The sequence below is a fragment of the Gordonia paraffinivorans genome, from assembly GCF_900683595.1.
In the GTDB taxonomy this organism is placed as follows: domain Bacteria; phylum Actinomycetota; class Actinomycetes; order Mycobacteriales; family Mycobacteriaceae; genus Gordonia; species Gordonia paraffinivorans.
In genome coordinates this window covers 939,064-953,094 of sequence record NZ_CAACYD010000007.1, presented here as the reverse complement: position 1 = coordinate 953,094, position 14,031 = coordinate 939,064, and the positions used below count along the sequence as shown (strand labels likewise).

Annotated in this window: 10 protein-coding genes and 1 pseudogene; 4 read left to right on the top strand and 7 right to left on the bottom strand. The window is 66.5% G+C overall.

Annotated elements, in window-relative coordinates; genetic code table 11:
* Positions 1-2: 2 nt before the first annotated feature.
* Genes E1P53_RS17370 through prpD form a run of 3 tightly spaced genes read right to left on the bottom strand, consistent with a single transcriptional unit; the run spans position 3 to position 3,570 of the window.
* Positions 3-1,145, bottom strand: coding sequence for a bifunctional 2-methylcitrate synthase/citrate synthase (locus tag E1P53_RS17370; protein ID WP_006898760.1), 1,143 nt, complete (start codon positions 1,143-1,145; stop codon positions 3-5).
* Positions 1,142-2,068: a methylisocitrate lyase gene (gene prpB / locus E1P53_RS17365; protein ID WP_131735010.1), complete on the bottom strand. Its 927-nt coding sequence runs from the start codon at positions 2,066-2,068 to the stop codon at positions 1,142-1,144. Before prpB ends, E1P53_RS17370 begins: the two co-directional genes overlap by 4 nt.
* Positions 2,068-3,570, bottom strand: a complete 1,503-nt coding sequence (gene prpD, locus E1P53_RS17360; protein WP_006898758.1) for a 2-methylcitrate dehydratase PrpD — start codon at positions 3,568-3,570, stop codon at positions 2,068-2,070. The genes prpB and prpD overlap by 1 nt, the downstream gene beginning before the upstream one ends.
* Before the next feature lie 121 nt (positions 3,571-3,691).
* Between prpD and E1P53_RS17355 the strand changes: the two genes are divergently transcribed.
* The 3 genes and pseudogenes from E1P53_RS17355 (at position 3,692) to E1P53_RS17340 (ending at position 7,149) form a co-directional block, all read left to right on the top strand.
* A complete protein-coding gene (locus tag E1P53_RS17355; RefSeq protein ID WP_131735009.1) occupies positions 3,692-5,164 on the top strand; it encodes a short-chain fatty acyl-CoA regulator family protein in 1,473 nt (490 codons plus the stop codon).
* Between the two features lie 257 nt (positions 5,165-5,421).
* Positions 5,422-6,514: pseudogene (locus tag E1P53_RS17345) on the top strand (IS256 family transposase).
* 284 nt (positions 6,515-6,798) lie between these two features.
* Positions 6,799-7,149, top strand: a complete 351-nt coding sequence (locus E1P53_RS17340) for a hypothetical protein (protein ID WP_131735008.1) — start codon at positions 6,799-6,801, stop codon at positions 7,147-7,149.
* Between the two features lie 40 nt (positions 7,150-7,189).
* Here the strand turns inward: E1P53_RS17340 and E1P53_RS17335 are convergent, their stop codons facing one another.
* From E1P53_RS17335 to E1P53_RS17320, 4 genes are read right to left on the bottom strand one after another with little or no spacing between them, the layout of a single operon-like run.
* A complete protein-coding gene (locus E1P53_RS17335) occupies positions 7,190-8,269 on the bottom strand; it encodes a phosphotransferase family protein (protein WP_006901985.1) in 1,080 nt (359 codons plus the stop codon).
* 52 nt (positions 8,270-8,321) lie between these two features.
* Positions 8,322-9,572, bottom strand: coding sequence for an acyl-CoA dehydrogenase family protein (locus E1P53_RS17330; protein ID WP_006901986.1), 1,251 nt, complete (start codon positions 9,570-9,572; stop codon positions 8,322-8,324).
* Between the two features lie 36 nt (positions 9,573-9,608).
* Entirely contained in the window at positions 9,609-12,404 is a 2,796-nt protein-coding gene (locus E1P53_RS17325) for an outer membrane protein assembly factor BamB family protein (RefSeq protein WP_342353779.1), read from the bottom strand.
* A gap of 32 nt (positions 12,405-12,436) precedes the next feature.
* A complete protein-coding gene (locus tag E1P53_RS17320) occupies positions 12,437-13,054 on the bottom strand; it encodes a phosphatase PAP2 family protein (protein WP_006901989.1) in 618 nt (205 codons plus the stop codon).
* Between the two features lie 241 nt (positions 13,055-13,295).
* On the opposite strand from E1P53_RS17320, the gene E1P53_RS17315 reads away from it, so the two are divergent.
* Positions 13,296-13,985, top strand: coding sequence for a hemerythrin domain-containing protein (locus tag E1P53_RS17315; protein WP_131735007.1), 690 nt, complete (start codon positions 13,296-13,298; stop codon positions 13,983-13,985).
* Positions 13,986-14,031: the final 46 nt, after the last annotated feature.

Genomic DNA, 14,031 nt, shown 5'->3' with positions numbered 1-14,031 from the left:
GTTCACGTACCCAAGGCACGCTGCGGATGCCCGGAGTACTCACTCAGGGGCCGGATGAGCGCATTCGCCGACACCTGCTCGATGATGTGTGCCGTCCAACCGGTGATCCGGCTCATCACGAACATCGGCGTGAACGAACCGATGTCGAAGCCCATCAGGTGATAGGCGGGCCCGGTGGGGAAATCCAGGTTCGGTTTGATCCCGGTGCGCGCGTTCATCTCGTCCTCGAGTTCGTGATAGATCTCGAGCCATCGGCTGTCCCCGAGGTGCTCCGAGACCTCCACGAGCGCCGCTTTCATGGTCGGGACTCGCGAGTCACCGTTCTTGTAGACACGATGACCGAATCCCATCACCTTCTCCTTGCGGGCGAGCTTGCCCTGTAGCCATTCTCGAGCGCGTTCCGAGCGATCGATCTCGATCATGTCGTACATGACGGCCTCGTTGGCACCCCCGTGCAGGGAGCCCTTCAGCGCACCGATGGCAGCGGTGACCGCGCTGTACATGTCCGACCTGGTGGAGGTGACCACGCGCGCCGCGAATGTCGAGGCGTTGAAGCTGTGCTCCGCGTAGAGGATCATCGACTTCTCGAAGGCGTTGCGCAGGACGGGATCCCCCGCCTCACCGAAACACATGGTGAAGAAGTTCTCCACATAGCCGAGGTGACTGTGCGGCGCGAGTGGCTCCAGTCCGCGCCGACGCCGCATGTCGGCGGCGACGATCGTCGGCAGGACGGCGAACAATCGGATCGCCTTATCGAGGTTGGCACGCTCGTCCGTCTGGTCCTCGAGCGGATCGTCCGCGCCGAGGTAGCTGATGGCAGTGCGGACGACATCCATCGGATGGCACGTCTCCGGCAGCTTCGCCAGCAGCGCCAGCAGTCCTCTGCCGACACGTCGCGAGGCCCGCTCCTTCTGGACGAACGCCTCGAGCTGAAGCGAGGTCGGGAGCTCGCCGTACCACAGCAGGTAGGCGACCTCCTCGAAGGAGCAGCGGGCCGCGAGATCCTGAACCGGGTAACCGCGATAGATCAACGAGTTGGTCTCGGGGACGACCTTGGAGATCGCGGTCGTGTCCACGACGACGCCGGCGAGCCCCTTGTGGATGATCCGGCGCGTCGGCGCTGCCGGAGACTCTGTGACACTCATGAGCGCACCTCCTCGATGGTGAAGTTGAACAGGGCTGAATCGAAGGTGTTGTAGTCGGGGTAGCGGAGCAGCTCGTAGAGGCGCTTACGGTGCTGCATCTTGTCGAGAAGTCTCGATTGTGTTCCGCACGAGCGGATCTCACGGAGGCCGTCCTCAACCGCGCCCATCGCGATACGCAGCGTGGTGACCGGGTAGATGACGGCGTTGTATCCGATGCCGGACAGTTGTTCCGCGGTCAGCAGTTCCGACTTTCCGAACTCCGTCATATTGGCCAGCAAGGGCACATCCACCGCTTTACGGAACGCCTCGAACTCCGACAGATCACGCAGTGCCTCGGTGAAGATCATGTCCGCACCGGCGTCGACGTAGGCCTTCGCCCGGTCGGTCGCGGCGTCGATCCCCTCGAGCGCCCGTGCGTCCGTGCGAGCGCAGATCACGAAGTCCGTGTCCCGGCGGGCCGATACCGCAGCTCCGATCCGGCGGAGCATCACCTCGGTCGGGACCACAGCCTTGCCGTCGAGGTGGCCGCACCGTTTCGGATTCACCTGATCCTCGAGATGGCATCCGGCCAGACCCGCGTCCTCGAGCGTTGCGATGGTGCGCGCCGCATTCATCGGTTCCCCGAACCCGGTGTCGGCATCGATGAGCGTCGGCAGTTCGGTCGCCCGCGCGATCTGGCCGCCGCGATTGGCGACCTCGGACAGCGTGGTGAGTCCGATGTCGGGCAGTCCGAGATCGGCGGAGAGCACCGCGCCGGAGACATACACGCCCTCGAACCCGACATCGGCGATCAGCTTTGCGACCAGCGGAGAGAAGGCACCGGGCCAGCGCTGCAACGTCCCCGAGGCAAGACCCGCCCGCAGCGCGCGACGCTTGGCATGCGCATCGACAGTCGACGAGAACAGTCCCTGGCTCCCGCTCATCAGAAGATTCCCTCGGGGAGGATCGGAGCCTTGTCGAGCACGTTCGGCAGTACCGACACGTTCAATCCTGCGAGTTCGTCGCCACTCAGATTCGCCAGGTTCGCAGCCACGGCGAGGAACCGGCGCTGCTCGTCAGCATCGACGATCCCCTCGGCAAGAGCGGCAAACTTGGCCGTGTACTGTTCGCGGCCGAACGGCCGCGCGCCCAGCGGGTGCGCGTCGGCCACGGCCAGCTCGTCGATGATGACATCCCCGTTCTTCATGGTGATGACCGCTCGTGCACCAAACGCCTTCTCGTTGGGGTCCTCCGAGTGATAGCGCCGGGTCCATTCGGGATCCTCGACGGTCGAGATCTTGCGCCAGAGTTCGATCGTGTCGGGACGGTTGGCCCGCTCCGGGGCGTAGGAGGCCTCGTGGTGCCAGGTGCCGTCCTGCAGTGCGACCGCGAAGATGTACATCACCGAGTGATCCAGGGTCTCGCGGCTGGCACCGGGGTCGAACTTCTGCGGGTCGTTCGATCCGGTTCCGATCACCACGTGCGTGTGGTTGGAGGTGTGCAGGACGATCGATTCGATGTCGTCGAGGTTGGGGATTCGTGTCCGCAACCGGCGGGCCAGATCGATCGGCGCCTGACTCTGATACTCGGCCGAGTGTTCTTTCGTGTAACTGTCGAGGATCGCGCGCTTCGGCTCTCCCGGCCCGGGCAACGGAACAGTGTACTCGGCATCCGGCCCATCGAGGAGCCAGGCGATGACACCATCTTCACCCTCATAGATCGGTGCGGGTGCCCCTTCGCCACGCATCGCGCGGTCGACCGCCTCGATCCCTATCTTGCCGGCGTGTGCGGGCGCGAAAGCCTTCCAGCTCGAGATCAGGCCCTTCCGCGATTGCCGCGTCGCCGTGGTCAGATGCAGCGCCTGCCCGACGGCCTGATAGATGGTCTCGATGTCGAGGCCGAGCATCGTACCGATCCCCGCCGCAACCGACGGGCCGAGGTGGGCGACATGGTCGATCTTGTGCTTGTGCAGCGAGATTCCGCGGACGAGGTCGATCTGGATCTCGTAGGCCGTCGCCAGGCCGCGGATCAGATCCTTTCCGCTACAGCCCTTGTGCTGCGCGACCGCCACGAGGGCCGGGATGTTGTCGCCCGGATGCGAGTACTCGGCAGCGAGGAAGGTGTCGTGGAAGTCGAGTTCGCGAACGGCGACCCCGTTCGCCCAGGCCGCCCACTCCGGTGAAACCCGACCGCTGACGCCGAAGACAGTGGCCCCTGGAGACGCGGGGTGCGCGAGTGCCTGCGCCCGGGCGGTGGTGACGGGACGCCGCATCGCCGACGCCGCGCTGACCGCAGCGTTGTCGATAATGCGATTGATGATCATCTCGGCGGTATCGGCAGGCACTTCGACCGGGTCGACGGCGACCTCGGCGATCTTCTGGGCGAGGTGTTCGGACTGAGGGAAGTCGTCGGCACTGCGGCGGACACGGACTTTGTGTTCGATCATGATTCGCACCGTACGCAGCCGACCACGAACAGCGAAAGAGCTGGCAAATGTATATTTTTGCGGAATCTCTTGCGCGCTCTTGCGAACGCTGTAAACGCACTGACACGGTAGTATCGACCACATGGCCAGAACTTCTACCGGCACCGGACGTCTCTACGTCGGCGCCCGATTGAGGCGTCTGCGCGCCGACCACGGCCTGTCACAGGCCGCCCTGGCACGGCGGATCAATCTCTCGACCAGTTATGTCAATCAACTCGAGAACGACCAGCGTCCGATCACGGTACCGGTGCTGATGACACTGACCCGGGAGTTCGGCCTCGATCCGAACTACTTCTCCGCCGATGGCGACGCACGTCTGGTCGCCGACGTCGTCGATGCCCTCGCCCCCCATATCGACCTTGGCGACTCCCACCGGTCCGAGGTCGCCGAGCTGGTGGCCCGGATGCCCGATGTCGCGCACGCCCTGGTGTCGATGCATCGCAGCTTGTCCTCCGCGACAACGGAGTTGGAGACCTATCGGGCACATGTGACCGAACCGGGGAATACCGCGCTGCCGCCGATGCCGTTCGAGGAGGTACGGGACTTCTTCTACGACAACAAGAATCACTTCGTCGAGCTCGATGATGCGGCCGAGTCCCTGTTCGAGGGCCATCGACTCTCGATCGGCGGACTCGACGTTCAACTCACGGATCTCCTCGCCTCGGAGTACGGTGTGCGGGTCAAGATCCTTGCACCTCCCGGTGCACGGGCCGGTAACGCGGGCGGTCCCAAACGACGCTTCGACACCGAGACCCGCACGCTTTACCTCGCGCGAACCCTTACCTCAGGTCAGCGCGCTTTCCAGATGGCGACGCAGATCGCACTCATGACCCAAGACGCTCTTATCGAGCGGCTGATCGCCGGCGCCGACCGACTGAGCCAGACTTCGGTACCAGTAGCCCGCATCGGTCTCGCGAACTACTTCGCCGGCGCACTAATCCTTCCCTACAGCCGGTTTCTGCACGCCGCCGAGGAGTGGCACTACGACATCGAGATGCTCGGCCTCCACTTCGAGGTGGGGTTCGAGACGGTCTGCCACCGCCTGTCGACGCTTCAACGACCGGGAAACCAGGGTGTGCCGTTCATCTTCGTACGCACCGACCGCGCCGGCAATATTTCAAAACGTCAGTCCGCAACCGCTTTTCACTTCTCACGAGTCGGCGGTAGCTGCCCGCTCTGGGTGGTTCACGACGCGTTCACCGCCCCCGGCCGCATCCACGTCCAGGTGTCTCAGATGCCCGATGGCCGTTCCTACTTCTGGGTCGCGCGGACCACCGACGACGGACGATCGTCGTACCTGGGAACCCGCAAGACCTTTGCGGTCGGACTGGGATGTGACCTCACACACGCACACAAACTCGTCTACTCGACCGGCGTCGATCTGCACGATCCCAGAACGATGGTCCCGATCGGCGCGGGCTGCAAGGTGTGCGAACGAGACGCATGCCCGCAGAGAGCGTTCCCCCAGATCGGTAGACCGTTGAACGTGGACTCACGGATCAGCGACTCGATACCGTACCGCCCGGCCCCTGACACTCCGCGCGAGCACCACTGAGGCCCCAACCTCGCGGTGCGACATCCGACCGCGGGCCACGACGGTTCATCACCAGAGATGCCCGAACCACACCATGCACTCCACCGCACAGAAGGATACGGCCCTGCTGCCGATTCGGGGCGCACAGTAGTGCCCCATAGAGTGGTGTAACTCGGTGGCCGAGTTCGTTATCGACGTCGTGTCGTTAACGGATGCAGAGCGGCCACCGCGTGATCCTTCGAGTCAACCTTCCACAGAATCCTCGAGGAGTCATCGCGATGACCGCACCCCATATTGTCGACCCTGCAGGCCTTCTTGGCCAAGCCCTCTCAGACGCGTCACCAGATCTGATGCGTGAACTGCTGCAAACCATGATCAACGCGCTGCTATCGGCCGATGCCGACGCGGTCTGCGGAGCCGAATGGAACCAACGCACACCAGAGCGCACCAGCCGCCGCAACGGCTACCGCCACCGGCCACTGGATACCCGCGTCGGCACCGTCGACGTCGCCATTCCCAAGCTACGTTCGGGCAGCTACTTTCCCGAGTGGCTCCTCGAACGCCGCAAGCGGGCCGAGTCAGCACTGATCACCGTCGTGGCCGACTGCTACCTCGCTGGAGTCTCGACCCGCCGGATGGACAAGCTGGTCAAAACTCTCGGCATCGACTCGCTGTCGAAGTCACAGGTCTCACGCATGGCCACCGACCTCGACGAACAGGTCACAGCGTTCCGCCATCGTCGCCTCGACGAGGTCGGGCCGTTCACCTTCGTCACCGCCGATGCGTTGACGATCAAAGTCCGCGAGAACAAGCAGGTCGTCAAAGCCGTTGTCCTGCTGGCCACCGGTGTCAACGGCGATGGCCACCGCGAGGTGTTGGGCATGCAAGTAGCGACCAGCGAAACCAAAGCCTCCTGGAACACCTTCTTCGCCGATCTGGTCGCCCGCGGGCTGGGCGGGGTGCGTTGACCAGCCCACCGCCACCGCCGTGCACGAGCAGTTCGACCGACTCCTGGAATACACCGAAGGCAGACTCCCCAAGGTTGCTGACCATCTCGGTGACGCTCGAGAGGACCTGTTGGCCTTCACAGGCTTCCCCGATGACGTGTGGCGACAGATCTGGTCCAACAACCCCACCGAACGACTCAACCGCGAGATCCGCCGCCGCACTGACGTTGTGGGTATCTTCCCCAACCGTGACGCCATCATCCGACTCATCGGCGCGGTCCTGGCCGAGCAGACCGACGAGTGGGCCGAAGGCCGCCGATACCTCGGCCTCGAGGTCCTCAACCGATGTCGACTGACCCTGACCACCGACACCACCACAACACCGGAGGCCACTACCGACCCGCTGATCGAACTGCCTGCCTGAAAGCCCGACGAAGGATCAGAAACGAGTTACACCACTACCTGGGACTTGACCGGGCGCACCCGCTGCGAGAGTCACGATTCCGCCACGGCGAGCCGCAAATCCCCCAGCGACCGTCATCCGACTCGCGGAACAGTCGCGACGCACGTCCCGACCAGACGGCGCACCAGCCCATAACCGGGGAGCCAAACCCGACGCTTCCGATCAGGGGCCGAGCACCTGCGGGGAAATCGCCCGAACCCTTTGCTACCCCCGGAAGGGGATTCACTATCTCAAATAATAGGTCCATGAATGAGGACACGTCTCGCGGCGGGAATGGCCGCGGCAACCATCGCGTCGGCTACCGCATGTGTCGCACTGGGAGCGTGCACCGCCGACGCACGCCCCTCCACCACTACGTCAAGCTGACCAGATCGCAGACCGCTGCGGTTGCACAGACCGGTGTCGCGGCGATGTTCGCCGCCACGCCGCCGTTGCCGACCGTGTACAACAATCCTTGGCTCGGGAACACGATCCAGGAGACCGCGAACCAGGCGGCACGGACCGGCGGCTGCATTTCCGTGCGTGTCTTCGGCAACGGAACCGGCAACTACACGAACGTAGTCACCTACTACCCCTCGCGTTTCTGCGCGCCCTAGCAGTCCGGATCGCCGCGTAGGGTGAGCCGTCGAAGCGGGCTCATCCCACGCGGTAGATGATCTCGCCCAACCTCCCGTCGAGCAACTTCACGGCCTCACCGAGGAACGCGAACGCCTCGTTGTGGGTCTGGCCGTGGTAGTAGCGGTAGTAGATCTGCTGGGCGATCACGGCGGCACGGAACAGGCCGAACGCCTCGTACCAGCGCCACTTGTCCGGGGTCATCTCGAAACCCATGCGCTCGCAATAGCGTTCGACGAACTCCGCACGGGTGATCATGCCCGGCAGGTGCGTCGGCACGCGGCGCATCATCTTCTGGGCGTCGGAGTCGTCGGCCTGGATCCAGTACGCCATCGACCCCGCGACGTCCATCAGCGGATCGCCGAGCGTGGCCATCTCCCAGTCGAGGATGCCGATGACCTTGGTCGGGTCGTTCTTGTCGAGGACGACGTTGTCGAGCTTGAAGTCGTTGTGGATGACGCAGTTCCCGACGTCGTCGGGCTGGTTCGCCTCGAGCCAGCCCATCGACGTCTCGAGGTCGGGGACGTCGGGGGTGTGCGCGTTGCGGAAGCGCGTGATCCAACCGCCGACCTGCCGCTTCACATAGCCGGGGCCCTTCCCGAGGTCGCCCAGGCCCGTCTTGGTGACGTCCACCGAGTGCACCTCGACGAGGGTGTCGATGAAGTTGAAGCACAGTTGCCGGGCCTGCTCGGGGCTGAGCGGGACATCGGCCGGCCACTCCTTGCGCGGGATCACCCCGTCGATCCGCCCCATGACGTAGAAGTCGGCGCCGAGCACCGACGGGTCGTCGCAGAACGCGATCATCGGCGCGATGTACGGGATCACGTCGGCGAGTTCGGACTGGATGCGGTACTCGCGCCGCATGTCGTGCGCGCCCTTGGCCTTGGTCCCGCGCGGCGCGTGACGCAGGATCAGGTCGCGCGTCGGGTAGCGCAGCAGGAACGTGAGATTCGATGCGCCGCCGGAGAACTGGCGTACCTCGGGCACGGCGTCGAGCCCCTCGACGTCCGGTGCGGCGGCACGCAGCCAGGACGCCACGGCCTCGACGTCGAACGCATCCTCGTCCCGGACCGCGCTGGCCCCGGCCACCTCGTCTGCCATCGTGTTCGGTGCTTCCTCTCGTGCGATTGGGTCGTGTTCGATCAACGGGGTGTCAGCGGTACTTGCCCAGCTCCAGTCGGGCGACCACGTTGCGGTGCACCTCGTCCGGACCGTCGGCCAGGCGCAGCGACCGCGCGCCGACCCATGCCTGGGCGAGTGGGAAGTCGTCGGTCATGCCGGCGCCGCCGTGCAACTGGATGGCCATGTCGATGACCGACAGCGCCATGTTCGGCACCTCGACCTTGATCTCGCTGACCGCCGACAACGCCTCCCGGCTCATGCCCTGGTCGAGCAGCCACGCCGCGTGCAGGACCAGCAGCCGCGAGCGGTTGATCGCGATGCGGGCGTCGGCGATGCGCTCGCTGTTGCCGCCCAGCTTGGCGAGCCGCTTGCCGAACGCCTCGCGTGAAAGCGCTCGCCGGACACCGAGTTCCAGCGCCCGCTCGGCGAGGCCGATCGCGCGCATGCAGTGGTGGACGCGACCGGGGCCGAGGCGTCCCTGCGCGATCTCGAACGCCCGCCCCGGACCCAGCAGGATGTTCGACGCCGGGACGCGCACGTTGTCGAAGCTGACCTCACCATGGCCGAACGGCTCGTCGAAATAGCCCATCGTGGTGAGCATCCGCTCGACCTTCACCCCGGGGGTGTCGATGGGGACGAGCACCATGGTGTGCCGCGAGTGCCGGTCGGCCTGCGGATCGGTGACGCCCATGAAGATCAGCACCTTGCAGTCGGGATGCCCGACGCCGGTGGAGAACCACTTGGTGCCGTTGATGACCACGTCGTCGCCGTCGAGTACCGCGCTCGCCGCCATGTTGGTGGCGTCCGACGACGCGACTGCCGGCTCGGTCATGCAGAAGGCGCTGCGAATATCCGCGCGCAGCAGCGGTTCGAGCCATTCCTTCCGCTGCTCCTCGGTGCCGTAGCGGAGCAGCACCTCCATGTTGCCGGTGTCCGGCGCGTTGCAGTTGAAGATCACGGGCGCCAGCGCCGACGACCCCATGGCCTCCGCGATCGGCGCGTAGTCGATGTTCGACAGGCCCTCTCCCCCATCGGTGCCGAAGTCCGCCGCATACCGGCCGGCGTGCGCCGCGGGCAGAAAGAGATTCCAGAGCCCTTCCGCGCGAGCCTGTTGCTGCAGGTCGGCGATCAGCGGCGACGGCGTCCACGGGTCGCCGCCCTCGTCACGACGTTTCTTGATGTCCCGATGGATCTCGGCTTCGGCGGGTTCGATCTTGTCGGCGACGAACGCCCGCACCCGCTCGGTGAGCTCGGCGGACCTTGGTGACGGAGAGAAGTCCATGCCCCGACCGTATCGCGGCCCACGACCGTCGGGTGGCTACTTCCAGTAGACCGTCGTCCCCTCCGGCCCTCCGGTGGTGCGGATCAGCTTGGCGAAGCAGTGGTCGGGGTCGAAGCCCTGGGCGCGGCACCAGTTGTTGGCCTCGGCCGGGCCGGGGAACGTCGCCGCGGCCACGGTCACCCACCAGCCGGAATAGGAGAAGATCGGCCACTCGTCGCTGTAGAGCAGCCGAACATCGTTGAACCGCAGCCGAAGTGCCAGGAACTCGTCGAGGATCGCCTGGTCGTCCCAGGTGCGACCGTCGGCGACGAGGCCCGGGCGCTTGGAACTCAGCTGCGCCACCCACCGGTTGTTCAGGTTGGCCAGGATGAACGCGCGATCGGAATCGGCCTGGAGACGCAAGGCGTTCGCGCTGCTCGCGGTCACATCCGCGCCCGCGGGCAGGGCCGGACCGGTCGCCACCGCGGACGCCGACGACGTGCCTGACTCCGGCACCGTCAGCGACGGCGGCGCACCCGATGTCGGGCCCTTGTCGCAGTCGACGAGGTACCGGCCGCCGCCGTCATTCGATTCGCCGGAACCGGACCCGGCCGTACCGGGCTCGGCGGATGTCCCGTCCGGGAGGGTGTCGGGGAGCCGGAAGAAGCTGCCCGGCGGATAGGTCAGCTCCAGCGTCAGGCCGGAGCCCGCGTCGTCGAGCGACGGCACCGCAACCGGTGACCGCTGGAAGTCGAAGTTGCCCGAGGCGATGAGCCCGCTGCCGTCGGAGATGGTGATCCGCGTCTGCGGCCCGTAGAGCACGTCTCCGCCCGGGCATTTCGCCGTCACCTTGAACGTGACCACGAGCCCGCCCGAGGCTGTGCGGAAGGACTGCGGTTCGAACACCGGCGGCGAACCGCAGGGCGTCACGTAGGTGGTTCCGCCGTCACCGGTCGCCGACCGGCGCTCGGTGCCGGGGACAATCGCGCGCGGACCGGTCGGCGCGAAGCCGGTGATCGCGGTGCTGGTCAGCGTCACGAGGCGGTCGCCGAGTGCGAAGGTGAGCGCCGCCCGGGGCGTCGAGTCCCCAGCGGGCGGAACGTTTCCGAGCGAGGCTGCCGGGAGGGTCCACGCCGCCGCGCCGCCTTCGAGATCGAGCGCGACGAGACCGCCTTCTGCCGTCGGGGTGATGAGCCGTTCACCGTCGGTCACCGAGTGAGACGTGGAGCCGTAGGCCCTTCCGGCCGGCGACGTCCACCGTTCCTGCCCGGTCCGGGTGTCCACCGAGATGATCTTCCCGTTGTCCCGCACCACGACCTCCCGGTCGTCGGCGACCGCGAGCTCGGGCGACGAATACTGCTGCAGCCCCTGCATCGACCACAGCCGGTCCCCGTCGGCCAGATCGGTGTACGCGGTGTCGATCAGGACGCGCCCCTCCTGTCCCGGGGTCGCGACCACCGGTGCCGATGCGGTCGCGCCGGCGATCTCGTCGGTGGTGCCGTCGGGTCGGATGCGTACGAGCGGTCCGTTCTCCGGCATGTCGCCGACCATGCGTCCGGTCGTCACGAGCAGCGAGCCGTCCGACAACGCGTCCATGCCGGTTCGGCCCGGACGGGCGAGGACTTCTCGCCCGTCGTCCGCCGAGACCACCGCCACGACACCGTCGGCGCTGGCGACGAAGTGCTCGGTGGCGATGAACTGCGAACTGTCCCCGGTGGGGAGTGCCTCGGGCAATTCGACCACGCGCTCCCACTCGGTGCCGCTCGGGGTGATCTTCTGGAACGTCACCGAGCGTCCGGCTCCGCCGCCGAAAGTGCGCACGTATGCGGCTTTGCCGTTGTATGCGATGCCGAACGCGGATGCCGGTGCCGGCGCCGCGCCGGTCTGTTGTCCCGTGCGGGTGTCGATGAAGTACGCCGTGGCGTCGCCGAGACAGGCGATGGTGTGGTCGACGATCGACGGTGAGCATGACGTGACCGGCTTGTCGAAGATCCACCGGCCACCGGTCTCGACGTCGACCCCGAGCACGCGCCGCGTCGGGCCGTCTGCCGTGCCCGGGCCGCTGACGAGGGTCACCAGGGTGTCGTCGTCATGGGCGGCGCCACTGGTCCGGTACTGGGACTCCTGCGACAGCACCGACACGAACGCCTCCCCACCCACCGATGCCGAGTCGATCCTCCACGCCGCGCTCGGCGTGGTCGGGAACGAGCCGGTCAGCTGACCGGCGACCAACTCCGGGTCGTCCGGGGACCGCGACGTCTTCCACCAGACCACGCCGCCGATTACCAGGGCGAGCACGCATGCCAATGCGATACCGGTGATCGCGTACGCCTTGGTGTTCGAGCGTCGCGGTTGCGGCGGTTGCCATCCGGACTGCGGAGCTCCTGGCGGGTATCCCGGGGGCGGGTATCCGCCCGGCGGGTATCCCTGGGCCGGGTATCCGGCCGTCGGATACCCGGGAGGAGTCGGGCCGGGAGGACCCGATGTCGGAGCCATCCCCGGATACGGACTCTGTCCCGGCTGCGGCATGGCCGGCCCGGGTCCGTACGCGGTGGGTACCGACTGGGTCGCGGCATACGGATCGGGCTGGGCGGGGATGCCTCCGGACGGCGCGGGCGGGGCCGGATCGGATGCGACGTCCTTGCTCAGCGAGACGCCGGGCACTGCCGTCGGGGGCTCGGGCTGAGGCGCGGGCGGGGCCGGATCGGATGCGACGTCCTTGCTCAGCGACACGCCGGGCACGACCGTCGGGGGTTCCGGCCCGGGGCGGACCGCCCGGGGCTCGATCACCGTGGGTGACTCGTCCGGATCGGGCACCGGCGAACCGGACTGTCCATCACCCGTGTGCGACATCCCCACAGTCAAACCCAGGAGGACCCGGACGACTATCCCCCGTGCGGACTATTTCCCGCCGTCTCCTCCCGGTCGGCCTCACCGACGGGAAGATCTGCGCGAGCGCGGTTCTCGTATCGGAGCAGCATCTGCGTGCAGATCCACACCCAGATGGCGCCGAACAGCCAGCCCGAGAGGACGTCGGTGGTCCAGTGCACGCCGAGTTCGATTCGGGTGAGCCCCACCAGGATCGACAGCAGCGGGGCGAGCAGCAGCACCCATCGGTGAGCACGGACCCATGCGAAGGACCGGTAGGCGACGACCGCGCACAGACCGAACACGATCATCGTCATCATCGAGTGGCCCGACGGGTAGGAGAAGGTGTCGATGTTGAGCAGGCGGTCCTCGACCGGCGGACGGTTGCGCGCGAACCCGAACTTCAGCGCCTGCGAGATCGCGAAACCGACGATGGTGCCGGCCGCGACGTAGACCGCGTCGGCGGTGCGCCGCGCCGCCGCGAGTGCCAGGACCGCCAGAACCGTGATCACGGTGATGGTCACCGTGTCGCCGAAGGTGGTGATCACCTCGGCGATGGTGTTCCACGGTTCGGTGCGGTGGGTCACGACCCATTCCCAGATGTTCTCGTCGATCCGGGTCGGCGATATGAACATCCGTCACCGGCCTTCCTGCTCGTACCGATCGCGTCGCGTGCCCAACCTTATCCCGGCTTCGGCAACCATCCGTCCGACCGACCCTGCGACGCCTCCCACCTGCGCAGACAGGCCCCGCAAGCCGCCTCCAAGTGCGCCGCAAGTCCTGGCCACGAAGGTGGTCCCATCACCTTCCAGAACCACCGACACGAAAGCGAGAGCCCTCTGATGAAGACCCCCCGTCGCCACCTCCGTCCACCCCGTGCAGTTGCGTCTGCCCGGACAGGCCGCCGCGCCGCAGGGCCCGGTGGACCCGTTCATGATGTACGTGATGCATCACGCGTTCCGTCGCGATCTCACCGACTTCGCCGCGGCGGTGCCGGTCACCCCGCTCCACGATGCAGGGACGTGGAAGGCGCTGGCCCGCCGGTGGGACCTGTTCTCCCGTGCGCTCCACCACCATCACACCGGCGAGGACTTCGAGCTGTGGCCGGTCCTCGAGGAGCGTGCGGACGAGGCGGAGAGAGTGGTCCTGCAGGCGATGGACGCCGAACACGACATGATCGACCCGCTGCTGGAGAAGGCCGCCGCCGGATTCGCCGCGCTCCTCGAGAATCCGGACGAGCAGACGCGTTCACGACTCTCCGCTGTCCTGTCGGAGGCCGTGACGGTCCTCGACGCCCACCTCGCCCATGAGGAGACCGATGCGCTCGCCATCGTGCAGCGCCGCATGACGCCGCAGGACTGGGCCGACTTCGAGGCGAAGATGCAGCGGTCCAACGGCCTGCGCGAGATGACGAAGGTCGGGCCCCTGTTCCTCAAGGGACTCCACGGCGAGCACCTCGCCGACGTCAACGCTCGCATCCCGTCGGCCCTCAAGCTGATCGTCAAGCTCGGCGGACCGTCGTTCCGCCGACTCGACGGACGCGCCTTCTATTACATCGGCGCCTAGGCCCGCTCGCCCCGGAACGAGATCGCCACCTCCGAAGGATTCGCAT